The 23,711-nt window shown below is 63.4% G+C and carries 20 protein-coding genes and 1 other RNA gene; 13 read left to right on the top strand and 8 right to left on the bottom strand.

Features of this window, described 5'->3' with window-relative positions; genetic code table 11:
- Positions 1-52: 52 nt before the first annotated feature.
- Positions 53-514: a GNAT family N-acetyltransferase gene (locus RHIBR816_RS0100335; RefSeq protein WP_018234537.1), complete on the top strand. Its 462-nt coding sequence runs from the start codon at positions 53-55 to the stop codon at positions 512-514.
- Positions 515-526: 12 nt separating this feature from the next.
- Here the strand turns inward: RHIBR816_RS0100335 and RHIBR816_RS0100330 are convergent, their stop codons facing one another.
- The 3 genes from RHIBR816_RS0100330 to RHIBR816_RS0100320 all read right to left on the bottom strand — a co-directional run bounded on the left by RHIBR816_RS0100330 (position 527) and on the right by RHIBR816_RS0100320 (position 4,529).
- Positions 527-3,151 carry an ATP-dependent helicase gene (locus tag RHIBR816_RS0100330; protein WP_018234536.1) on the bottom strand — a complete coding sequence of 875 codons (2,625 nt, stop codon included), beginning with the start codon at positions 3,149-3,151 and terminating at the stop codon, positions 527-529.
- A gap of 103 nt (positions 3,152-3,254) precedes the next feature.
- On the bottom strand, positions 3,255-3,686 hold the full coding sequence (locus RHIBR816_RS0100325; RefSeq protein WP_018234535.1) for a carboxymuconolactone decarboxylase family protein: 432 nt from the start codon (positions 3,684-3,686) through the stop codon (positions 3,255-3,257).
- A 21-nt stretch (positions 3,687-3,707) separates the two neighbouring features.
- Positions 3,708-4,529, bottom strand: a complete 822-nt coding sequence (locus RHIBR816_RS0100320) for a cyclase family protein (protein ID WP_018234534.1) — start codon at positions 4,527-4,529, stop codon at positions 3,708-3,710.
- A gap of 253 nt (positions 4,530-4,782) precedes the next feature.
- Between RHIBR816_RS0100320 and RHIBR816_RS0100315 the strand changes: the two genes are divergently transcribed.
- Positions 4,783-5,976 (top strand): efflux RND transporter periplasmic adaptor subunit, encoded by a 1,194-nt coding sequence (locus RHIBR816_RS0100315; RefSeq protein WP_018234533.1) that lies wholly within the window; start codon positions 4,783-4,785, stop codon positions 5,974-5,976.
- Positions 5,973-9,128: an efflux RND transporter permease subunit gene (locus RHIBR816_RS0100310; RefSeq protein WP_018234532.1), complete on the top strand. Its 3,156-nt coding sequence runs from the start codon at positions 5,973-5,975 to the stop codon at positions 9,126-9,128. Before RHIBR816_RS0100315 ends, RHIBR816_RS0100310 begins: the two co-directional genes overlap by 4 nt.
- A 39-nt stretch (positions 9,129-9,167) precedes the next feature.
- On the opposite strand, the gene RHIBR816_RS0100305 is transcribed toward RHIBR816_RS0100310, so the two are convergent.
- Positions 9,168-9,608, bottom strand: coding sequence for a DUF1772 domain-containing protein (locus RHIBR816_RS0100305; RefSeq protein WP_018234531.1), 441 nt, complete (start codon positions 9,606-9,608; stop codon positions 9,168-9,170).
- 477 nt (positions 9,609-10,085) lie between these two features.
- Between RHIBR816_RS0100305 and RHIBR816_RS0100300 the strand changes: the two genes are divergently transcribed.
- Together RHIBR816_RS0100300 and RHIBR816_RS0100295 are read left to right on the top strand one after the other, a co-directional pair.
- A complete protein-coding gene (locus RHIBR816_RS0100300; protein WP_026186496.1) occupies positions 10,086-11,492 on the top strand; it encodes an FAD-binding oxidoreductase in 1,407 nt (468 codons plus the stop codon).
- A gap of 63 nt (positions 11,493-11,555) precedes the next feature.
- Entirely contained in the window at positions 11,556-15,299 is a 3,744-nt protein-coding gene (locus tag RHIBR816_RS0100295) for an AsmA-like C-terminal region-containing protein (protein ID WP_018234529.1), read from the top strand.
- Between the two features lie 45 nt (positions 15,300-15,344).
- Here the strand turns inward: RHIBR816_RS0100295 and RHIBR816_RS0100290 are convergent, their stop codons facing one another.
- From RHIBR816_RS0100290 to ssrA, 4 genes are all read right to left on the bottom strand, one after another.
- Complete coding sequence (locus RHIBR816_RS0100290) at positions 15,345-15,569, bottom strand: ribbon-helix-helix domain-containing protein (protein WP_018234528.1); 225 nt, start codon at positions 15,567-15,569, stop codon at positions 15,345-15,347.
- A gap of 93 nt (positions 15,570-15,662) precedes the next feature.
- Positions 15,663-15,881: a DUF4169 family protein gene (locus tag RHIBR816_RS0100285; RefSeq protein ID WP_018234527.1), complete on the bottom strand. Its 219-nt coding sequence runs from the start codon at positions 15,879-15,881 to the stop codon at positions 15,663-15,665.
- 16 nt (positions 15,882-15,897) lie between these two features.
- Positions 15,898-16,413, bottom strand: a complete 516-nt coding sequence (locus RHIBR816_RS0100280; protein WP_018234526.1) for an SspB family protein — start codon at positions 16,411-16,413, stop codon at positions 15,898-15,900.
- Positions 16,414-16,612: 199 nt separating this feature from the next.
- Positions 16,613-16,969, bottom strand: a transfer-messenger RNA (tmRNA) gene (gene ssrA / locus RHIBR816_RS35475).
- Between the two features lie 134 nt (positions 16,970-17,103).
- Between ssrA and RHIBR816_RS0100275 the strand changes: the two genes are divergently transcribed.
- The 8 genes from RHIBR816_RS0100275 (at position 17,104) to RHIBR816_RS0100240 (ending at position 23,684) form a co-directional block, all read left to right on the top strand.
- A complete protein-coding gene (locus RHIBR816_RS0100275) occupies positions 17,104-17,898 on the top strand; it encodes a thymidylate synthase (protein ID WP_018234525.1) in 795 nt (264 codons plus the stop codon).
- Positions 17,899-18,028: 130 nt separating this feature from the next.
- The gene (locus RHIBR816_RS0100270) at positions 18,029-18,634 is read left to right on the top strand and encodes a glutathione S-transferase family protein (protein ID WP_018234524.1); all 606 of its coding nucleotides are present in this window, start codon (positions 18,029-18,031) and stop codon (positions 18,632-18,634) included.
- Positions 18,627-19,166: a dihydrofolate reductase gene (locus tag RHIBR816_RS0100265; protein ID WP_018234523.1), complete on the top strand. Its 540-nt coding sequence runs from the start codon at positions 18,627-18,629 to the stop codon at positions 19,164-19,166. Before RHIBR816_RS0100270 ends, RHIBR816_RS0100265 begins: the two co-directional genes overlap by 8 nt.
- 204 nt (positions 19,167-19,370) lie before the next feature.
- On the top strand, positions 19,371-20,453 hold the full coding sequence (hflK, locus tag RHIBR816_RS0100260; protein ID WP_018234522.1) for an FtsH protease activity modulator HflK: 1,083 nt from the start codon (positions 19,371-19,373) through the stop codon (positions 20,451-20,453).
- A complete protein-coding gene (gene hflC / locus RHIBR816_RS0100255; RefSeq protein WP_018234521.1) occupies positions 20,450-21,382 on the top strand; it encodes a protease modulator HflC in 933 nt (310 codons plus the stop codon). Before hflK ends, hflC begins: the two co-directional genes overlap by 4 nt.
- Positions 21,383-21,389: 7 nt before the next feature.
- A complete protein-coding gene (locus RHIBR816_RS0100250) occupies positions 21,390-21,575 on the top strand; it encodes a DUF2065 domain-containing protein (RefSeq protein ID WP_012708553.1) in 186 nt (61 codons plus the stop codon).
- Positions 21,576-21,581: 6 nt separating this feature from the next.
- Positions 21,582-21,968: an ACT domain-containing protein gene (locus tag RHIBR816_RS0100245; protein WP_018234520.1), complete on the top strand. Its 387-nt coding sequence runs from the start codon at positions 21,582-21,584 to the stop codon at positions 21,966-21,968.
- A gap of 207 nt (positions 21,969-22,175) precedes the next feature.
- Positions 22,176-23,684: a Do family serine endopeptidase gene (locus tag RHIBR816_RS0100240; protein WP_026186495.1), complete on the top strand. Its 1,509-nt coding sequence runs from the start codon at positions 22,176-22,178 to the stop codon at positions 23,682-23,684.
- Positions 23,685-23,711: the final 27 nt, after the last annotated feature.

Below are 23,711 nucleotides of genomic sequence, written 5' to 3'. Positions count from 1 at the left end.
ATATCAAGGGTTATGCTGGCGCCCCGTAACGGCCCTTCCGGTAGGTTCGACAATGAGTGAAAACCTCTCCATCCGCCCGGTCGTCCGGAGCGACTATGATCAGTGGCTGTCGCTCTGGGAAGGCTACAATGCCTTTTACGGACGCGCGGGCGACAGCGCGCTCGCACCGGACATCACCGGCATGACCTGGTCGCGCTTCTTCGACGCCTATGAGCCGATGCATGCGCTGGTTGCAGAGAAGAAGGGCCGGCTGGTCGGGCTCACTCACTTCATCTTTCACCGCACCACCACCGCAATCCAGCCGAACTGCTATCTCCAGGACCTCTTCATCAACGAGGCGGCGCGCGGCGGCGGGGTCGGCGAGGCGCTGATCAACGGGGTCTTCGACGCAGCGAGGCGCGCGGGCACCTCGCGTGTTTACTGGCTGACGCACGAGACGAACGTCAAGTCGATGCGGCTCTACGACAAGGTGGCGGAGAAATCCGGCTTCGTGATGTACCGGATGGTGATTTGAGGGCACTTTCCCTCACACCCTTTCCACAAAGCCATCCAGCACTCGCTTCTGGCCGGCGCGGTCGAAATCGATCGTCAGCTTGTTGCCTTCGATCGCGGCAATGTTGCCGTTGCCGAATTTGAGGTGGAAGACGCGGTCGCCGACACTGAAGCGCGAGGGTTCTGCGGTCGTCGACTTGGCGATCAACTCGCCCTCGATGGTGCGGGTTCGGGGGCCTGATTCACCGTAGCCGATGCGCTCGACGGCATGGCCGGAGCGGCTGCCCCAGTTGTCGCGGGTGGCGTCCGTGCGATGCTGCTGAGCGCGTTTCCAGCCGGGCGTCTGGTAGGTGTTTTCGAATGGGTCGGCCTTGTCGAAGCGCGATTGACCGTAACCGCCGCGATTGTAGCCGCCATAGGAGACGTCCTGCTCGGCGACTTCGACATGGTCGATCGGCAACTCGTCGAGGAAGCGCGACGGCATCGTCGACTGCCAGAGGCCATGGATGCGGCGGTTCGAGACGAACCAGATATGGCAGCGGCGCTTGGCCCGGGTGATGCCGACATAGGCGAGGCGGCGCTCCTCCTCGAGGCCGGCGCGGCCGCCCTCGTCGAGAGCGCGCTGATGCGGAAAGAGGCCTTCCTCCCAGCCAGGCAGGAAGACGGTGTCGAATTCCAGGCCCTTAGCGGAATGCAGGGTCATAATCGACACGGCATCCATGTCCTCGTTCTGCTCGACATCCATGACGAGCGCGACATGCTCGAGGAAACCGCGCATCGACTCGAAGGCCTCCATCGAGCGGATAAGTTCCTTGAGGTTTTCAAGCCGTCCCGGCGCCTCGGCCGACTTGTCCGCCTGCCACATCGCCGTGTAGCCGCTTTCGTCGAGGATCTGCTCGGCAAGCTCCGTATGCGGCGTCGTTTCGAGCAGCGTCTGCCAGCGGCGGAAATCGGTGACGACGTCGAAGAGCGCCTTGCGCGCCTTCGGCTTCAGCTCGTCGGTTTCGATGATCTCGGTAGCGGCGGCCAGCATCGGGACATCGCGGGCGCGGGCATAATCGTGTAGGTTGCGAACGGTCGTGTCGCCCAGCCCGCGTTTCGGCGTGTTGATGATGCGCTCGAAGGCGAGGTCATCGGCCGGCTGGCAGACGAGGCGGAAATAGGCCATGGCGTCGCGGATTTCGAGGCGCTCGTAGAAGCGCGGCCCGCCGATGACGCGATAATTGAGGCCGAGCGTGACGAAGCGGTCTTCGAATTCGCGCATCTGGAAGGAGGCGCGCACCAGGATCGCCATGTCGTTCAGATTGTGCTTCTGGCGCTGGAGCTGTTCGATCTCCTCGCCGACGGCGCGGGCTTCCTCTTCGGAATCCCAGGCCGCATGGACATGCACCTTCTCGTCGTCCGGGTGACTGCGCTCGGTGAAGAGCGTCTTGCCAAGCCGGCCCTCGTTGTGGGCGATCAGATGGGCGGCGGCACCGAGGATATGCTCGGTCGAGCGGTAGTTGCGCTCGAGCTTAATGACCTTGGCGCCGGGAAAATCCTTCTCGAAGCGGAGAATATTATCGACCTCGGCACCGCGCCAGCCGTAGATCGACTGGTCGTCGTCGCCGACGCAGCAGATGTTGACATGGGGTTTCGCCTCGGTCGTGCTGCGGGATTTCCCCTCCCCAACCCCTCCCCACAAGGGGGAGGGGCTAGATTGCCGCGCCGACTGGCGTTCATTTCTGTGTTCCGATTGGGTGCCGGAGGCGGCCACACGCTCCTGCCCCTCCCCCTCGTGGGGAGGGGTTGGGGAGGGGTCTTTTTCCCGGGCAGCTTGCGGCCGCTGCGCCAGAAGCCGCAGCCACATATATTGCGCCGTGTTGGTATCCTGATACTCGTCGACGAGGATATAGCGGAACTTGTCGTGATAGTCCTTGAGCACGTCCGGGTTGGCGCGGAACATGCGGATCGGATGCAGCAGCAGGTCGCCGAAGTCGCAGGCGTTCAGCGTCAGCAGCCGGTTCTGGTAGGCGGCGTAGAGCTCCCGGCCCTTGCCGTTGGCGAAGGCGCGGGCGTCTCCCTCGGGTATCTGCGCCGGGTCGAGGCCCTTGTTCTTCCAGGTGTCGATCATCCCGGCGAACTGCTTGGCCGGCCAGCGCTTGTCGTCGAGGCCCTCGGCCTGGATGAGCTGCTTGATCAGGCGCACGACGTCGTCGGTATCGAGGATGGTGAAATCGGACCTCAGGCCGACGAGTTCGGCATGGCGGCGCAGGAGCTTGACGCCGATCGAGTGGAAGGTGCCGAGCCAGGGCATGCCTTCGACCGCATGGCCGACGAGCACGCCGATGCGCTCCTTCATCTCGCGCGCCGCCTTGTTGGTGAAGGTCACTGCGAGGATCTGCGACGGGTAGGCGCGGCCGGCCGACAGGATATGGGCGATGCGGGTGGTGAGCACCCGCGTCTTGCCGGTGCCGGCGCCGGCAAGCACCAGGACCGGGCCATCCAGCGTTTCCACAGCTTCTCGCTGTTCCGGGTTGAGACCGGAGAGATAGTCCGGCCGCTGCGCCTTGTCGCGGGCGGCCATGGCGCGCGCGGCGATGCCGCCGGCGGCAGGCGCAGGTTTGCGCGGCGCCGGCTCCTCATCGAAGAAGGGAATGTCGTCGAAACCTTTGCTCATGCGGCCCAATGTAGTGATTCGGGACCGAAAGGCCAGAAAGGATGTTCTTCTTTTATTCCGGAGTCTCGACGGATCTGGGCAAGCCTGTGGAAAGACTGGTGTTTTAGGACTGCAATTTGATCTGCTGTCGGTGGAGCGTCGCGTCGAAGACAGGATCGACGGGAACCTGCAGCGCCGTCGCCAGCTGGTTGGTCTTGGCGGCGAGCGAAATGACGCGCAGCAGATCGGCGTGCTCGGCCTCGCTCATGCCCTTCGCCTTGGCGGCCGCCGTGTGCGAATGGATGCAATAGCCGCAGCCATTGGTGACGGAGACGGCGATATAGAGCATCTCCTTCACCAGCGGATCGAGCGCCGAGGGCGTCGCCATCACCGCCTTGGCCTCCGCCCAAGTGCGCTCCAGCAGATCCGGATCGAAGGCGAGCCAGAGCCACATATTGTTGATGAAGTCCGATTTCCGCGTGGCGCGTATGTCGTCGAATACCGCCTTGACGCGCGGGTCGGTTTCCGGATCGAGCGGCGGGGTGACGGTGCTCATGGTGCTCCTTTATCGCGGTTCCTAAACGAGGGCGAAGACGCGCGCCGGACCACCGGTGCCGCCGCGGTGCTTCGGCGCGCCGAGGACGAGCGTTGCGCCCTTGGCCGGAAGCTTGTCGAGATTGGCCGCGGCCTCCAGCCCCCAGCGCCCCTCCGGCAGCCAGGCGCGATGGGTGGCGAAATCCGGTGAAATGCCATGGTCGAGGGAGAGCGTGTCGACGGCGATGCCGGCTGCCTTCGTCTCCTCGAGCAGGAACTTGGCGGCTTCGACATGGAAACCCGGGAAGTGCAGCTTGCCTTCGCCATCGGCATTGCGGAACTTTTCCGTGACGACATGGTCGGCCCAGCCGGAAAGCATCGCGACGCAGGCATTTTCCGGGATGTCGCCATTGGCGGCGATCCACGCCTTGATGTCGTCCGGCGTGACCTGCGCATCGGGGTTGGCCCCGGCCTTCTCGCGAATGTCGACGACGCAGAGCGGCACGACGAGTTTTTCGACCGGCAGCTCGGCCACCGACAGGCCGTCGGCGGAGAAATGCAGCGGCGCGTCGACATGCGTGCCGGTATGTTCGTTCACCCGGAGCTCGAACAGGTTGAAGGTGTGTTCGGCGAAGTTGAACTTCTGCTCGCGGAAGAACTGCTGCTGGCCGAAGAAAGTCGGAAACTCTTCATGGAGTTCATGGGTAAGGTCGGTGACGTTCGCATGGCCGGCAGCGAGGGCCGGCGACGCTACCCCGATGCCGGCGGCCGCGGCGCCCGCCGTTCCAACCGCGGCGGCACGGAAGAAGCCGCGCCGCGACAACATCTGCTGTTTTACCGATTCGATCACGCATGCATCGCACATGTGCCTCTCCCGCGTTTCAACGTCCGGTTTCATGGACAGAATAGCCGAGCCGCGGCGGCTGTAAACAGGGATCGTCCAGCGCCGGCGTGCGGTCGCGCCATGATGCGGTCAACAAATTCTGCTTTCATTACAAATGCGTAATGATGGTGTTCCGAGATTGCCCGAACGCGCGCAAATAACGATACTCTGGACAACTCGGAACGTTCCGCCGGTACGCGCCGCGCTGGAGCGCGTATCTTATTCGGAGACATGAATGCGCTTTTTGAAGCAACTGGCGGTCAGCCTCGTCGTTCTCGTCGTCGGGGGCGCCGCCTGGGTGCGCTTTGCCCCCGGAGCGGGAGAAACGCTGGGGGCAATCGGTGTTTCGCATCCGCTGATCGATGCGCTGTCGGGATCCGAGAGCGGCGGAGGAGCAGGCGGCGGACGGCGCAACGGCGGGCGCGGAGAAGGTGGGCGCGGCTTCTCGGACGCGGCGCTGGTGGTCGTCAGGCCGGCTGAAAGCGCCATCGTCAACAACAGGCTGAACGCCATCGGCAATGGCGAGGCGATCCGTTCGGTGACCGTGACGCCGGCTTCCACGGGCAACCTCACGGAAATCCTGGTAAAATCCGGTGATCGGATCGAGGAGGGCCAGGTGATCGCGCGGCTTGACAGCGACGAGCAGATGATTGCTGCCGAACAGGCGAGGCTGACGCGCGACAGCGCCTCGGAAAAGGTCGAGCGCTACCGCAACCTCGGAACGGCGCGCGCGGTGACTGCGGTCGAGATCCGCGACGCAGAGATCGCCATGCAGGCGGCCGAACTGGCGCTGAGAACGGCTGAGCTCGATCTGAAGCGGCGCGACATCGTGGCGCCCTCGAAGGGCATTGTCGGCATCATCACCATCAATGTCGGCGATTATGTCACCACGTCGACGCCGATTGCCGTCGTCGACGACCGGTCGCAGATCCTGGTCGATTTCTGGGTACCGGAACGCTTTGCCAGCAAGATTTCCGTCGGGCAGCCGGTCACGGCGAATGCGGTGGCGCAGGCCGGCCGCCAGCTCACCGGTGCCATCCATGCGATCGACAACCGTCTCGATCAGGCAAGCCGGACGCTCCGGGTACGGGCGCGGCTCGAAAATCCGGACGACATGCTGCGCGCCGGCATGTCCTTTTCCGTCATGATGACCTTCGACGGCGATCGTTATCCGACCGTCGATCCACTGTCGGTCCAGTGGAGCTCGGAAGGGTCCTATATCTGGCGCGTCAGCGGCGACAAGAGCGAGCGGGTGCCGATCAAGATCATCCAGCGCAATCCCGACAAGGTGCTGGTCGAGGCGCAGATCGCCGAGGGCGACCGCATCGTTACCGAGGGTGTACAGCGGTTGCGCGATGGCGGTGCCGTGCGTGTCGCCGGCGAGGCGGGGTCCGAACGCGAGCAAAAGGTGGCGGGGGACGCGCAATGAACATCGGCATTGGCGGTCACCACGGCAGTTCGCCCGGCGGCCAGGGCGGAAAGACAGGCTTCACCGCGCTCTTCATCCGCCGGCCGATCTTCGCGCTGGTGGTCAACATGCTGATTGTCGTCGCGGGTCTTGCTGCCTGGAACGGCATCGAGATCCGCGAACTGCCGCAGGTCGACCAGCCGGTCATATCGGTGACGACGGAGTTCGAGGGTGCTTCGCCGGAGACGATCGACCGCGAGGTGACGTCAATCATCGAAGGCGCGGTGTCGCGCGTCCAGGGCATCAAGGGCATCTCCTCGTCATCGTCCTTCGGCCGCAGCCGCGTCACGCTCGAATTTTCCGACACGACCGACATCGGCCAGGCGGCAAACGATATCCGCGATGCGCTCGGCCGGATCAGCGGTCAACTGCCGGACGACGCGGAGGAGCCGCGCATCGTCAAGGCCGATTCCGACAGCCAGCCCATCATGCGCCTGGCACTCACCTCCGATACCATGTCGATGGAAGACATGACGCTCTTGGTCGAGAACGAGATTAGCGACCGGCTAGCGGCGGTCGAGGGCGTCGCCGATGTCACCGTCTATGGCGACCAGGAGAAGATCTTCCGCATCGATCTCAACCAGGCGAAGCTCGCCGGGCGCGGCGTCACCGTCGCCAATCTGCGCGAAGCGCTGGCGAATGCCTCCTACGACGTGCCCGCCGGCTCGCTGACGAGCGCCAGCCAGGACATCTCGGTCCGCGCGACCGCGGACCTGCAGACGCCCGAGCAGTTCGAGAACCTGATCCTCGGCAGCAATGTCCGGCTACGCGACGTGGCGACGGTGACGCTCGGTCCGGATACGGGGAGTTCGGCACTGCGCTCCAATGGCCGCCAGGGCATCGGCCTCGGCATCATCCGCCAGGCCCAGTCGAACACCGTCGATATTTCCGAAGGCGTTCGCAAGGTGGTCGATACGATCTCCACGGACATCCTGCCGCCGGGCACCGAGCTCAAGATCACCAGCGACGATGCGGTGTTCATCAATGGCGCTATCCACGAGGTGGAGATTGCGCTCGTCGTCGCCGTCTTCATCGTCACGCTCGTCATTTATCTCTTCCTGCTCGATTGGCGGGCGACGCTGATCCCGACGATCAGCATGCCGATCGCGCTGATCGGCACGGTGGCGGCGATCTATCTCGCCGGCTTTTCGATCAACATCCTGACGCTGCTTGCGATCGTGCTGGCGACCGGCCTCGTCGTCGACGATGCGATCGTCGTGCTGGAGAATATCGTGCGCCGCCGAGCGGAGGGCTTGGGCCCTCGTGCCGCCGCCGTGCATGGTACGCTCGAGGTCTTCTTCGCCGTTCTGGCGACCACTGCGACGCTGGCGGCCGTCTTCGTGCCGCTCTCCTTCCTGCCCGGGCAGACAGGCGGGCTTTTCCGCGAGTTCGGCTTCGTGCTCGCCTTTTCGATCCTGCTGTCCTCCTTCGTCTCGCTGACGCTCTGCCCGATGCTCGCCTCGCGCATGCTGACCAGCGAGGCGCATGCGCATCAGGGCCCGATGGCGCGCTTCGGCCAGCGTGCCGCCGGCTTCTACCGCGTGACGCTCCGCGCCTGCCTCAATGCGCCGCTCGTCGTCTTCACTGTCGCCGCCTTCTTCACGGTGGCCGGGGCGGCGGGGTTCATGACGCTGAAGTCGGAGCTGACGCCGAACGAGGACAGGTCGCAGGTGATGCTGAGGATCAACGCGCCGCAGGGCGTCTCCCTCGAATATACGCAGGCACAGATGCGCCGCATCGAGGATGGCTTGCAGCCGCTGGTCAAATCCGGCGAGATAACCAATGTGTTCTCGATTTCCGGCCAGGGCGGCTCGGCCAATAGCGGCTTCATGGTGCTAACGCTCGCTTCCTGGGAACAGCGGGACCGCACCCAGCAGCAGATCGTCGCCGACATCAACAAGGTGACCGCCAAGGTCCCTTCGCTGCGCGCCTTCACCATCCAGGCCAACAGCCTCGGCATTCGCGGCGCGGGCAGCGGTCTTCAGGTGGCACTGGTCGGCAACGACTACACCAAACTCGGCGATGCGGCGTTGAAGCTCGTGCGGGCGATGGAAGATACCGGCCGCTTCGAGAACGTTCGGCTGAACTACGAGGCCAACCAGGCGCAACTGTCGGTGACGATCGACCGCGAGCGCGCCTCCGATCTCGGCGTCGACATCAGTGCCCTTTCCTGGGCGATGCAGGCGATGCTCGACGGCAGCAGCGTCGTCGATATCTTCGTCGAGGGCGAGGCCTATCCGGTCAAGCTGCTCTCCTCGACCACGCCGCTGAACGACCCGACCGACCTTCAGAACATCTTCGTCAAGGCCGGCGATGGCCGGATCGTGCCGATGTCGTCGATCGCCTCGATCGAGGAAAAGGCCGTGGCGCCGCAGCTGGCGCGCGAGTCGCAGCTGCGTGCCGTCTCGCTGTCGGCCGGCCTGAAATCCGACCTGGCACTCGGCGAGGCGCTGACGATGGTGGAAGACATGGCCGAGCCGCTGCTGCCGCCGGGATCGCGTATCATGCCGCTGGCGGAGGCCGCGACGCTCGATGAGAATGCCAGCGGGCTTTTCATCACCTTCGGCTTCGCGATCGTCATCATCTTCCTGGTGCTGGCGGCGCAGTTCGAAAGCTTCGTCAGCGGCATCATCATCATGTCGACCGTGCCGCTCGGCCTCGCCTGCGCCGTGTTCGCGATGATCATGACCGGCAACACGCTGAACATCTACAGCCAGATCGGCCTCGTCATGCTGGTCGGCATCATGGCGAAGAACGGCATCCTGATCGTCGAATTCGCCAACCAGCTGCGCGACCGCGGCCAGGAGGTGCGCAGCGCCATCGAGAATGCCGCCAATATCCGGCTCAGGCCGGTGATGATGACGATGATCGCAACGATCGTCGGTGCACTTCCCTTGGTGCTGGCGAGCGGGGCAGGGGCGGAGGCGCGTATCGCACTCGGCTGGGTGCTCGTCGGCGGCCTCGGGCTTGCGGTGGTCGTGACGCTTTACCTGACCCCTGTCGCCTATCTCGTCATCGCCCGCTTCACCAAGCCGCATGCGGACGAGGAGCGCAAGCTGCACGAGGAAATGGATGCGGCCGTGGTGGTCGAAGGTTCGCCAAAGGCAGGGTGAGGGCGGTGGCGCAGCCGACGCGCGCCCGACGCGGAAGTATCAGCTCGACATTCCGTCGGCAGCGGCGATGAGAAAGATCACCGCTGCGACCGCGCCGAGGGCGCTTCGCCCTGCATGGAGCTTGCCCCAGCGCATGATGAGCTCGCGGGTCTCTTCGCTCGCCTGGTCCGGCGGGGTCTTCTCCAGGCGGTTGGTGATCGGCATGATCAGCATCAGGGTATAGGGCCAGTTCAGGATGATGACGGCCGCGCCGAGGCCCCAGAGGGCGTTGCCGCTCTGCCACCAGGCGGCAGCGCCGAGGAGGCCGGATATGATCGCGAGGGACGCCTGCATCTCGAAGCCGCGACGATAGGCCGGGCCCCATTCCGCGAGGGCGGCGCGATGATCGAGGCGAAGCCGGGCCGGTTGTTCTGCAATGTTGATATAGATGGCGGCGCCGAAGAAGACGGATGCCGTGAGTAAAGCGAGCAGGCCGAACATCAGACGCTCTCCCGTTTTCAGACATGATACCCGAAGGGCTCGCAAACAAAAGCTGCATTATAGGCTGATCGGCCGTCCTCCATTGTCCGCCCTGCGCGAGGTTTGTGACAGGCCGGTATCAGCGCCGGTGATTTCGCGTGCGTGAACCTCATGCAATGACGTAACGTCTGGACAAACCGATTCCGATTTGCACAGTAGCGCCTTGAAATGAAAGCGCTTCGCCATCGACGGTGGGCGCTGGCCGCCGGGAGGTCGCTCGGGCGTCCTCCGGGGAACGGCCGGATCCAGACAGGCACCGGTGGCCCGTGATCGTCTCGATCGCGTCTCGCTAGGCGGGCGAATGCGGCCGGAGATCTCCGCATTCGCGACCGCATAATTCCTTAATTCGGCATCGAATTGAGGATAGATTGTATGTGCGTTCAAAACGTTGCGACATAGCGTTTGTCAGGGCGTACGTCGCATGGGAAGGGACATGTCGTGGCGTTGAAAGCGATCAAGGCGGGGCCGAGAAACGAAAGCGGAATTGCGACCGCCAAGACGCTCCTCGGCGAACGGTTCGGCGATCGGTTCCAGACCGGGGAGGCGATCCGGGCCCAGCACGCCAACACGACGACCTACATCCCCGCGCAGCTTCCGGACGCGGTCATTTTTCCCGAAAGTGCCGGTGAAGTCCGCGAGATCGTCGAACTCGCATCGGCGCATCGCGTGCCGCTCATCGCCTTCGGCACGGGGTCATCGCTCGAAGGCCACGTCAACGCGCCTCACGGCGGCATATCGGTCGATATGACGCGGATGAACCGCGTCCTTTCGGTCAATGCCGAGGATCTCGACTGCACCGTCGAACCGGGTGTGACCCGTGAGGAATTGAATACCTATCTGCGCGACACCGGCCTCTTCTTCCCGATCGATCCGGGCGCAAACGCCTCGATCGGCGGCATGGCCTCGACGCGCGCATCCGGGACCAACGCCGTGCGTTACGGCACGATGAAGGAGAACGTGCTTGCGGTGACGGCGGTGGTTGCCGGGGGACGAGAGGTCAGGACCGCTCACCGGGCCCGCAAATCCTCGGCCGGCTACGATCTCACTCGGCTCTTCGTCGGGGCGGAAGGGACGCTTGGGATCATCACCTCGGTCACGCTGCGACTGCATGGCATACCCGAGGTGATTTCCGGCGGCGTCTGCCCGTTCCCGACGATCGCGGATGCCTGCAACGCAGTTATCCTGACAATTCAGTCGGGCATTCCGGTCGCGCGCATCGAACTTCTCGACGCAGTCCAGATGAAAGCCTGCAATGCCTATTCCGGATTGAGTTATGCGGAAACGCCGACGCTCTTCGTCGAGTTTCATGGCAGCGCCGCAAGCGTCGAACTGCAATCGCGGCAGTTCGCCGAAATAGCGTCGGAATTCGGGTCTACTGGTTTCGTCTGGACGACCAACCCGGAAGAGCGGGCGCGGCTCTGGAAGGCGCGGCACAACGCCTATTGGGCGCAAAAGAGCCTCAAACCCGGCGCCGCAATCCTGGCGACCGACGTCTGCGTGCCGATCTCGCGTCTTGCCGATTGCGTGGCGGCGACGCATGACGACATCGCCGAGCACGGGCTGATTGCCCCGATCGTCGGCCATGCGGGCGACGGCAATTTTCACGTCGGCGTGCTTTTCGACGACCAGGATCCTGCCGATGTTGCACGCGTCGAGGCCTTCGTCGAACGGCTGAATAGCCGCGCACTGTCGATGGATGGTACTTGTACGGGGGAGCACGGGATCGGGCAGGGCAAGATGCCGTTCCTGGAAACAGAGTTCGGCGAGGCGCTCGACCTGATGCGGCGGATCAAACGCTCGCTCGATCCGGAGAATATCTTCAATCCGGGCAAGATCTTTACGTGATGCCGGCGGACAGACTGGAGCCCGCAAGAGGGGCGCGTACGGAACAGATGGGAATGTGACACGGTGCTGGCGCGAATTTTCGTAACCATTGGCGGCCTGTTGGTTGTCGCTCTCTTCGTGGCGCTGATCGCACCTTTGTTCATCGACTGGACCGACTTCCGCACCGATTTCGAGCGCGAGGCGAGCCGCATCATGGGCAAGCCCGTGGTCGTGCACGGCAGCGTCGATGCGCGGCTCATTCCCTTCCCGACGGTGACGCTCAACGACGTGCGGGTGGGCGCCGAAGACGGCGGAGAGCCGCTGATCCAGGTCGCCCAGTTCTCGATGAGTGCCGAGCTTGCACCGTTTCTCAGCGGCGAGGCGCTGATCTTCGACATGCGCCTCGAGCGGCCCAAGGCGCGACTCCGGCTACAGCCGGATGGTACGCTCGATTGGGCGCGCGGTCCGCGCGCGGCGATCCCGGCCAACACCGTGGTGCTCGAAAATGTCGAGATCGCCGACGGCGAGATCGAATTCGTCGACGAGCAGACCGGGCGGACGCGCCGCATCAGCGACCTTTCCGCCGACCTGTCGGCGCGTTCGCTGGCGGGTCCCTGGAAGGTTGAGGGCCGCGCCGCGCTCGATGGCGAGGCGGGCAGCTTCTCCTTCACGAGCAACGCGGCAAATGAGCAAGGCGCGCTCAGCCTGCGGGCGCGACTGACGCCGGACAAGCGACCCTTCGGCGTCGAACTCGATGGCGAGCTCAAGGTCGTCGATTTCAGGCCGCTTTATGCGGGCCGGTTCACGCTGACGGAAAATCGGCCGGCCGACGAGGCCAAGGCCGGCGGCGCGCTGCGCATCAATGGCGCGTTCCAGCTCACGAATGAAAGCATCCGTGTCCCCGAGTATCATTTCGAGGCCGGCCCGTCGGACGATCCCTATATCGTCACCGGCGAGGCGACACTCGACACCGGCAAGGACCAGAAGTTCCTGCTGATCGCCGACGGGCAGCAGATCGATGTCAGCCGCATCGGCAATTCCGGCCGAGGCGGCAAGACCGGTCGCGACCCGGCAGTATCACTGCGCCAGCGGGTGGAAACGATGATGGCTATTGCGGCGGACATTCCCATCCCGCAGGTGCCCGGCCGTGCGAGCCTGAAGCTTCCGGCGATCGTGATCGGCGATACGACAGTGCGCGACGTACGTCTCGATGTCAGACCCGACGGCGCCGGCTGGATCGTCGAGAACGCGGTTGCGCTGCTGCCCGGCCGCACCCAGCTCGAAGCCAAGGGGCGGCTGAATCTCAAAGGCCAGCGCGCATTTCGCGGCGACATCGTCGTTGCCTCGAACCAGCCCTCGGGTCTTGCCAACTGGCTGGCGGGTTCGGTCGATCCCGTCATCCGTAAGTTGAAGACCGCAGGCTTTGCCGCGACCGTGAACCTCACCGACACCTTGCAACAATTCGAAAAGTTGGAGGTGGCGGCAGGTCCGGCGACGCTCAAGGGCAGGCTGGAGCGCCAGTCCTTTGCCGAGCAGCAGCCGTCGCTGTCGCTGCAGCTCAAGGGCAACCGCATCGACCTGGAGGCCTTGCAGGCGCTGGCCGGTCTCGTTGCCGGCGACGCATCGACCGCAACCTTGCTCAACCACGCGATCGCTGCCGAATTGTCCGCCGAGTCATTTTCCGCCTTCGGGGAGGAGGCACACGACGTGCAGGCGGTCCTGACGCTGAAGAACGGCCAGTTGCAGGCCGAGCGGGTGGCAATCGGCGATCTCTCCGGCGCCCAGCTCGCCTTTTCCGGTCGCATGAGCGGCGGTTTCGAAAAGCCGGTGATTTCGGCGAAGATGAAACTTGCCGCCGAAGCGTTGACGCCGTTCCTCGAATTGGTCGGGCGGCACACGATCGCCCACCCGGCCCTGGCGAGGCTGATCAAGGCTGGGCCTTACTATTCCGACGCGGCCCTCGATATGACGTTGACGGCGGGCGGCAACGAGGGCAACGCCCCCTTCACCTTCGGCGTGATCGGCACCGCCAACGGCGGCAAGATAGCCGCCAGCTACCAGGCACCTGACGTTGCCCAGGCGCTTGCCGGCAAGGGCATGCTGCTCGAGGCTACGCTCGAGAATCCGCAGACCCCCGTTCTTCTCGGGCAGGCCGGGCTCGACCCGCTGCCGTTCGATGCGGACGCCAACGGGATTCTCGCCGTCAAGCTGCAGAGCACGGAAGGTTCGCAGGCGAACGGGTCGCTGACCTTCACGACCGAGAAGACGCAGCTTGCCGCCAAGGGTAACGTCGACCTTTCGCGCGATCACTATCTCGAGGGGCAGGGCAAGCTGACGCTGCAGACGGAAGATCTCGAGCCCTATCTCTTGCTGCAGGGCATCGCATTGCCGCAGACGGGCAGCGGGTTGCCGGTAAAGCTGTCGGCCGACTTCGCTTCCGACCCGGAGAAGATCGCGTTCTCGGCCATAGAGGGCAAGGCCGATCACAACGGTTTTGCCGGGGCACTGACGATCGACCGCAAGGCCACGGGCACGGCGCGAGGCGAGCTGACGCTCGATACGATCGATCTCGCCTGGCTCGGCGAAGGGATCCTCGGGCAGGTAAAGGATGCATCGGTCGGCGGGTTGTCGACGGCGCCGGTGGTACAGCCGGCCTGGACGGGCCTGGATGTCGCTCTCGACATCGCGGCGAAGCACTTCTGGCCGGGCCTCTATGGCGAGGCGGCCGGTTTCAGCGGCAAGCTCGAATGGAAGGGCGACGAGCTCGCCTTGACCGAAGCGGCCGGAGACTGGTTGGGAGGCAAGCTCGAGGGACGGCTGCAAATCGGCAACGCGAACGGTTCGGGTTTCCTCCGCTCGCGGTTCGACCTGAAGGGCGGCGATCTGGCCGCGGCCGGATGGGCTCGGCAGAACGGGCCCGTGGCGACCGGTCGTTTCGACCTTTCCATCGCGATGGAAGCGTCCGGTGCTACGCCGAAGGCAATGGCAAGCTCGATAAGCGGCTCGGGAACGGCGACGTTCAATGGTGTGACGCTCAATGGCATCAATACGGCGGCGCTGCCGCAACTGATGGCGGCGGCCGATGCGATGAAGACCGAGATTTCGCCGGACGCCGTCCGTAAAGTCGCCGAAGGGGTTCTGTTCAGCGGACAATCGGTCGTCGGCGCGGTCAAGGTGCCCTTCAGCATTGCCGGCGGTACCGTCAGGGCGCAGAACGTAACGGCGGCGGACGGCAACGCCGCTTTCTCCGGCGAGGTCGCCTTCGACCTTCCAGCCGAACGCCTGAACGGCGCCATCGATCTCACCTTCCGGCCGGGCGAAGAGGCGCTTGCCGGGGCTGAACCGCGGGTGCGCTTCGGCTATGCGGGGCTTATCGAGGCGCCGGGTGTCAGCGTGGATGTCACTGACCTAGCCAATTTCCTGTCGCTTCGCGCTTACGAACGAGAGCGCCGGCGGGTGGAGACGCTGCAGGCAAACGTTCTTGAAAAGCAGCGCCTGCGCCGTGAGGCCGCGCTCTACAAGGCGCGTGCGGCAGAGCGTGAACTCCAGCGGCGGCGCGCGATCGTCGAAGAACGCCGACGTCAGGCGGCGGCGGTGCAGGCAGCGCAGATGAAGGCCGAGGCGGCGCGGGCCGCCGCTGAGCGCCGTGCGGCCGAAGAGGAACGCCAGCGTCTGCTGCAACTGTCGCCGGGCAGCGCAACGCAGCCTCAAGGAGCGCCCGCCGAGGACGTCCAGCGCAACGCGCCGCCGCCCGCCGGGCAGAATGCGGGGCCGCCGGCGGGGCAGGGGCTGAATTTCGACATGTTGCCCGACATTACGGTGCGGTAGGCCGAAAAGTCACCGCGTTTGCAGATGGCCCGCCGCGGGGCTGGCTCAGCCGGCGCTACTTGCCTGGGCCTTGACCCAAGCAAGCACGTAAAGCCGCAATGCGGAGGACAGATTTCCCTCGGGACCGCGGCCGTCGTCGATCTCCGCGATCAAGCGTGCGAGCGGCATGTCGCGGCTCTCGGCGATCGACTTCAGTTCCTGCCAAAAGGGGTCTTCAAGCGTGAAGCTGGTGCGGTGTCCGTGCAGCGTCGCCGAATGCTTGGCGATCATCCCTGGCCTCACAAGTCGATCCAACGCGTTGGCAATCCGATTCCGGAGCCTTTACCAAGTCCTTGTGGGGGAATCGTTTTTTCCCGGATCGGTTCAGGCGTCTTCCCCGTCACGGGCCGGTGTTCGAGGCACAGCCTCCTCCAATCGGCCCTGGTCATGCGCCTTGGACGCCTTTTCGTTCAGGGCCGTTGTGAGGGACTTTTCCATCTTGGTCCGGCCGAAGGAAATCCGGTTCTGTTCGGCCTCCTTCTCCCGCTCGGCACGGGCCTGGCGCTTGCGGAACTGTCGCAGGTTGACGACGTCGCCGGTCACCGCCACGCCTCCACGGTCAGTTCTTCTTGCGGAAGGAATCGAGCGAGACAACCGAGCCGCCGCCCTTTGGGCTGTCGCCCGGCTTTTCCGGGCTCTTCTGCGATGATGCCTCATCGGCTTCGCTGATCGGATAGGCGGTTATCTCCGCCGATTCCGAATCTTCGTCCTCGCCGGCGGCGACATCGAATTCGAGCTCGAAATTAACGGACGGATCGTAGAAGCCACGGACCGCATTGAAGGGGATCACCAGCTTCTCCGGCGTATCGGAGAAGGAGAGGCCGATTTCGAAACCAGTCTCGGAAACCTTCAGGTCCCAGAACTGATGCTGGACGACGATCGTCATCTGTTCCGGATACTTCGCCTTGAGATGCTGCGAGACACGTACGCCAGGGGCCCCGGTCAGGAAAGTGATGAAGAAATGGTGGTCACCGGGTAAATGGCCGGTGGCGGCAACTTCGGTGAGCACCTTGCGGATGACGCCGCGAAGCGCGTCCTGCGCCAGAATGTCGTAGCGGATGTGGTCCTGGCCCATGTGATCCCCGTCTTTCTTCAAACTCACTCTACCGCATGATGGCTCGGATCGAAATCGCGTTTCATACAGCAATTCAATGCCCTATTCGGGCTGTCGGCAGTCGGGCGATTGCCCTCGCCGTGTCTCGTCTTCCTTGCCCGTCCAATCGGGACGAGTCAATTATCGAGGCATCTATAGACCATTTCAGCACAGGGGAGAAGGTGAAGGCTTCTGTTGCCAGGTGCCTTCGGACCCCGCCTTACGGTGCTACCCGGAAGGACTTGATTTGAAGTGTCGCACCGCCGTTAGGCAGCGAGACGTGCTTCAGCATAGTTGTCGTTTGCAACTATAAGTTTAGCCCGATAACGGTGGTACAATGCCGAGCAAAAAGTCGATCTTTACGCCCTTGTCGATCCTATTTCGCCCCCATCAAAAGCCGGTCGTTCGACCGGTTTTTGGTGGAGGCGCCGGGTACCGCCCCCGGGTCCAATGGGTTTATTGCATCGCCCGTTTATTGCCATAGCCGCCCGAAGACGGCATTTGTCATATAGGTCTTTCCGGCGCTGAAGAAAAGGGGTTGGAAGGGGAAATGAGGCGGATAAGCATCGATGTCGGCGTTCCGCCAAATCGCTGGAAAACCGTCGCCGCGGCATTGGTTCGGCGCCCGCTTCGTCCTATTTTCAGCGAAGGACGAATCGGCGGCGAAAGACCATGCGGCAATATCTCGAGCTTCTCGACCATGTAATGAGCAACGGCAGCGACCGCGGCGACCGTACGGGCACCGGCACGCGCTCGGTGTTCGGTTACCAGATGCGCTTCGATCTGTCTGAAGGCTTTCCGGTGCTGACGACCAAGAAGCTGCACCTGCGGTCGATCATCCACGAACTCCTGTGGTTTCTGAGAGGCGAGACGAACATCACCTACCTCAAGGAAAACGGCGTCAGCATCTGGGACGAATGGGCGGATGAAAAGGGCGAGCTCGGGCCCGTCTATGGTTACCAGTGGCGATCCTGGCCGGCGCCCGCCGGTGGTCACATCGACCAGATCGCCGGGCTGGTCGAGGCGCTGAAGACCAATCCGAATTCGCGCCGGCACATCGTCTCGGCATGGAACCCGGCGCTCGTCGACGAAATGGCGCTGCCGCCCTGCCATTGCCTGTTCCAGTTCTACGTGGCGGACGGCAAGCTTTCCTGCCAGCTCTATCAGCGATCCGGCGACATCTTCCTGGGCGTCCCATTCAACATCGCATCCTATGCCTTGCTGACGATGATGGTGGCGCAGGTGACGGGGCTGAAGCCCGGAGACTTCGTACACACGCTCGGCGACGCGCATATCTACCACAACCACTTCGATCAGGCGCGGCTGCAGCTGACGAGGACGCCCAAGGCGTTGCCGAGGATGAAGATCAATCCGGCGGTCAATGACATATTTTCCTTCAAGTTCGAAGACTTTACGCTCGTCGGCTACGAAGCCGATTCACATATAAAAGCGCCTGTCGCGGTCTGATCCGCCAAGCCGGAGAGCCGGTGTGGATTTTCCGGCGGCGGCCCTATGTCATTCGAATAAGCATGGCCGGCCGATCGACCCGACCATGCTTCGAAAAGACCGGCAACGACCGGCGGGACGGGAGGTTTTGATGCTGACGCTGATCCATGCGCCCTTGTCGCGCTCGTCGCGGATCATATGGCTGCTCGAGGAACTCGGGGCGGAATACGAGATCCGCTACGTCAATATTTGTCGTTGGGACGGATCCGGTGGTCCGGACGAGAACAATCCGCATCCCCACAAACAGGTGCCGGCACTCCTGCACGACGGCACGCTGGTCTGGGAGTCGGCCGCGGTCGTGCAATATCTGACCGATCTCTACCCCGATTGCAGCCTCGGTCGGCCGCCCGGCCATCCCGATCGTGGCGCATACCTCTCCTGGCTGGCCTATTATGCCGGGGTGATCGAGCCGACAGCGCTCGCCCATATGTCCGGTGTTACGGTCAACAACCCGGCGCTTGCGCGCCTTTATACCGAGATGTGCGCGCATGTGATCGACGTATTGACGCGGCATCCCTATCTCATTGGCGAGAAGATGAGTGCAGCCGACCTGCTGCTCGCCAGCGCCCTGCAATGGATGCGCAAGATCCTGCCGGAAAGCGACGTCATCGATCGTTACATCCGCGTCGTGACCGACCGTCCGGCGCTGCAGCGGGCCCGCGAAATCGACAGCAAACCGAGTGGTTTCCATGACTGATGCAAGACCGGATCCAAAGATCGTCATCGTCGTGGCGGTCGCGACCAATGGTGTGATCGGGCGCGAGGGCGACCTGCCGTGGCGGCTCTCGACGGATCTCAAGCGTTTCAAGGCGCTGACGATCGGCAAGCCGGTTGTCATGGGAAGAAAGACCTGGGCGTCGCTCGGTCGTCCGCTGCCCGGCCGGCCGAACATCGTCGTCAGCCGCGACCCGAATTTTACGGCTGCCGGAGCCGAGGTTGCCTCGTCACTCCAGGAAGCGCTCGAAAAGGCGCGGGCGCATGCCGCGGCGCTCGGCGCCGACGAAATCTGCATCATTGGCGGGGGGGAGATTTACCGGCAGTCGATCGATCTCGCCGACGTGCTGCATGTGACCGAGGTGCAGGCGGCGGTGGAGGGCGACACCCGCTTTCCACCGATTGATCCGGTGTCTTTCGAGAAAGTCTTCGAGGAGGATCTGCCGCGTGGAGAGAAGGACAGTCATGCGATGCATTTTGTCACGTGGCGGCGCCACGAAACACTGGCAAAATAGCCGAAGGCGGGGCCGAGGCACATGACCGCTTCGTTCCTTTCCCATCGCGCCGGGAAGCCGTCAACTATTTTTAGCACTTTACGGTGAAGTCGCCCGTATCGCGTTGAAAGCAATGCACATGATACCTATAACGGGACCACGTCGTGACCGGCCGCATATCTGCGGGACGTTCAGCGAGAGAATATTCTTTGAAGAGAGGTTTTGATGCCCTGGAGCAATCAGAATGGCGGCGGCGGCCCATGGGGTGGCGGCGGCAATCAAGGGCCATGGGGTCAGGGAAATAAGCCACGCGGCGGCCGAGGTGGGCCGCCGGATCTGGAAGAGATCATCCGTCGCGGCCAGGATCAGTTGAAGAACGTGGTTCCGGGCGGCTTCAACGGCGGCGTCTTCGTCATTGTCGGCCTGTTGATCCTCGGTTTCCTCCTGCTCAATTCGATCTACACCGTTCAGCCGGACGAACGCGGCGTCGAGATGCGCTTCGGCAAGCCGAAGGAAGAAATCTCCATGCCCGGCCTGCACTATCATTTCTGGCCGCTGGAGACTGTCGAGATCGTCAAGGTGACGGAGCAGCAACTCAATATCGGCAGCCGCGTCGGCGCGCAGTCGAGCGCGGGCCTGATGCTGACCGGTGACCAGAATATCGTCAACGTGCAATTCTCCGTGCTGTTCGCGGTCACGGATCCGAAGTCGTATCTCTTCAACGTCGAGAATCCGGCCGACACGCTGCAGCAGGTGGCCGAAAGCGCCATGCGCGAGGTCGTCGGACGGCGCCCCGCGCAGGACATCTTCCGCGACAATCGCCAGGCGATCGCCGCAGACGTCAAGAACACGATCCAGGCAACCATGGACACCTACGGTGCCGGCATCTCGGTGAACACGGTCGCGATCGAGGACGCCGCGCCGCCGCGCGAGGTGGCCGACGCGTTCGATGAAGTGCAGCGCGCCGAGCAGGACGAGGACCGTTTCGTCGAGGAAGCCAACCAGTACGCCAACCAGGTGCTCGGCAAGGCCCGCGGCCAGGGAGCGCAGATCCGCGAAGAGGCGGCCGCCTACAAGGACCGTGTCGTCAAGGAAGCCCAGGGTGAGGCGCAGCGGTTCATTTCGGTCTATGACGCCTATACCAAGGCGCCTGAGGTCACGCGCCGGCGGCTCTATCTCGAAACCATGCAGGATGTTCTCGGCAAGTCGAAGAAGGTCATTCTCGATGAGAAGAACGGCCAGGGCGTGCTGCCCTATCTGCCGCTCAACGAAATCGGCAGACCCGCGCAGTCGGGAGGTACCCAATGATAAACAATCGCAGCTCAATCATTCTCATCGTTCTCGCAGCGGTCTTGGTCGTCGTCTACTCGTCGGTGTTCGTGGTCAATGAGCGCCAGCAGGCGATCGTCGTTCGCTTCGGCGAAATCCGGGACGTGAAGACCGAACCGGGCCTCTATTTCAAGCTGCCCTTCGCCTTCATGGATGCGGACCGCGTCCAATATGTCGAGGACCAGGCACTCCGCTTCGATCTCGACAATATCCGCGTGCAGGTATCCGGCGGCAAGTTCTACGAGGTGGATGCCTTCGTGGTCTACAGGATCGCCGACCCACGCCGCTTCCGCGAAACTGTTTCCGGCGACCGCGAATCTGCCGAAGCGCGGCTTCGCACCCGTCTCGATGCGTCGCTGCGCCGTGTCTACGGCCTGAGGGGGTTCGAGGCGGCGCTTTCGGACGAGCGCGCATCGATGATGCGCGAGGTTCGGACCGATCTCAGGGGCGACGCAGAATCGCTGGGCCTCAACATCGAGGACGTGCGCATCCGCCGGACGGATTTGACCCAGGAGGTCTCGCAGCAGACCTATGACCGCATGAAGGCGGAGCGTCTGGCGGAAGCCGAACTGATCCGCGCGCGCGGCAACGAAGAAGGCCAGCGTCGTCGCGCGATTGCCGATCGCCAGGTGGTGGAGATCGTCGCGGAAGCACAGCGTGATTCGGAAATCCTTCGAGGCGAGGGCGAGGCCGAGCGGACCGGCATCTTTGCGGACGCCTTCACGCGCGATCCGGGCTTCTTCGAATTCTACCGCTCGATGGCAGCTTACACGCAATCGATCGGAAATCCGGATACAACCGTCGTGCTGTCGCCACACTCGGAATTCTTCCGGTATTTCAACAGCGCGGACGGGGCAGCGCCGCCGCTATCGCCGGCCGCGCCGGTGGCGCCTGCGACCGGAGATTGAGCGGACGATGTCCGATCTTTTGACCGGGTTCGCATTTTTCCTGATCATCGAGGGGCTGGTGTACGCACTGGCCCCTTTGGTTCTTGTGGAATTGGCGAAGCGTTTGCCGTATGTCCCGGAACATCAGCTGCGCCTTGCCGGACTCACATCGGTGGCCGTTGGCGTCGGACTTGTTTGGTTGCTTCGAGGATAATGCGAAATGCCACATAAACTCCTGATCCGGTTGGTCGATGCCGAATATGCGATTACCCGCCTGACGATCGGGTCCGCTGTTCCGGAGTGGCTGCCCGGGCCGGGGTTCTGGACGGTTTCGAGTTCGCGCGAGGAAATGACGCTCGTCTGCCGCGCCGCCCGCATTCCTTCCAGTGTCCAGAGCTCGCTCGGCTGGCGCTGCTTCCGCATAGAACAGCATTTCAGCTTCTCCGTGCCGGGTGTCCTGTCTTCGGTGCTTCGTCCGCTTTCGGCAGCCGGTGTTGGCGTCTTCGCCAATTCGACCTTTAGTACCGATTATATCTTCGTTGCCGGCTCCGATCTCGACAAGGCGGTGCAGGCGCTGAAGGAGCACGGTCACGAAATCACGACGTGATCCCAGCGAAATCAGGAAATCGTGTCTGGACGCTCCGGAAATCCGCCGTATCTTCAGAAGAAGATCGTTTGCTGCGCCAAGCAGCCGCCGCAACGCCTTGCGGCAGTGGTATAATTCGCCAAAACGGATGAATGGCTCACGCAGTGATCGCGGACCGCCAGAGCCGGTGATCGGCGTGATGCAAGGGAATCATAGGAGCACAGCGACTTGTCGAAACGACCTGAAATCCTCCGCAGCCTGTTGCTGGCGGCTGCGACGGCATTGCTCTTTTCCAACTCGGCGCTTGCCGAAACGGCGCTGCCCAGCCCCGCCGCCGGGCCCCCCTCCGTCGCCGATCTCGCTGCAAACCTGCTCGACGCTGTGGTGAACATCTCCATCTCGCAGAACGTCAAGGGTGAAGATGACAACGCACCGATGCCGCAGGTGCCCGAGGGCTCGCCGCATCAGGAGTTCTTCGACGAATTCTTCAAGGGGCAACGCGGCGAGGGCGGACGCCCGCGCACGGTCAACTCACTTGGTTCCGGCTTCATCATCGATGCGTCCGGCTATATCGTCACCAACAACCACGTGATCCAGGACGCCGACGATATCGAGATCAACCTCTCGGACGGCACCAGGTTGAAGGCGAAGCTGGTCGGCACCGATGCCAAGACCGACCTGGCGGTGTTGAAAGTCGAGCCGAAGAAGCCACTCAAGGCGGTGTCCTTCGGCGACTCACGGAAGATCAGGATCGGCGATTGGGTAATGGTCGTCGGCAATCCCTTCGGGCTCGGCGTGTCGGTCTCTGTCGGTGTGGTTTCGGCGCGCGGCCGCAACATCAATGCCGGTCCCTATGACAGCTTCATCCAGACGGATGCCGCGATTAACCGCGGCAATTCCGGCGGCCCCCTGTTCAACATGCAGGGTGAGGTGATCGGCATCAACACTGCGATCCTTTCTCAGACCGGCATGTCGGTCGGCATCGGCTTTGCAGTGCCGACGGAGCTTGCGATGAACGTCGTCAACCAGCTCAAGGAATTCGGCGAGACGCGGCGCGGCTGGCTTGGCGTGCGTATTCAGCCGGTCACCGACGATATCGCCGAGAGCCTGAAGATGGACATGCCGCACGGGGCGCTGGTTTCCGGCATCATCGAGGGCGGTCCAATTTCGCATGGCGAGATCAAGGCGGGCGACATCATTATCCGGTTCGACGGAACCGTGATCGGCGAAATGCGCGATCTGATGCGCGCGGTCGGAGAAAGCCCGGTCGGCAAAGCGGTCGAGGTCGTGGTCATCCGCGACGGCAAGGAGCAGACGGTGCGCGTGACGCTCGGCCGGCTTGAGGATGGCGAACACCTGGCGGCCGCCGGAAGTGGCGGGGAACTGAAAAACGAGAGCGCCAAGCCGAGCGAGCCGCCGGCCGCCACCCTGCCGGCGACGGACGTCGTCCTCGGCATGAAGCTTGCGGTGCTCGACGCCGATCGCCGCAAGAGCTTTGGAATCGCCGAGAACGTTAACGGTGTTGTCGTGACCGAGGTTCAGCCGAACTCGCCTGCCGCCGAGCGTCGCGTCGAGGCGGGAGACGTCATTGTCGAGGTCGGCCAGGAGGCAATGGACTCCCCGGAAGACGTCACCTCACGCGTCGGCGAGCTGAAGGCCGACGGCCGCCGCAATGCATTGCTGATGATCGCCAGCAAGACCGGGGAGCTGCGCTTCGTGACCGTGCGGATGGAGTAGCGAGGCGTAGGCATCGAGCCCGCCGGA

The sequence above is a fragment of the Ensifer sp. BR816 genome (assembly GCF_000378985.1).
GTDB lineage: Bacteria > Pseudomonadota > Alphaproteobacteria > Rhizobiales > Rhizobiaceae > Sinorhizobium.
Note: the sequence above shows the minus strand (reverse complement) of the source record. Positions and strands in the feature narration are given on the sequence as shown.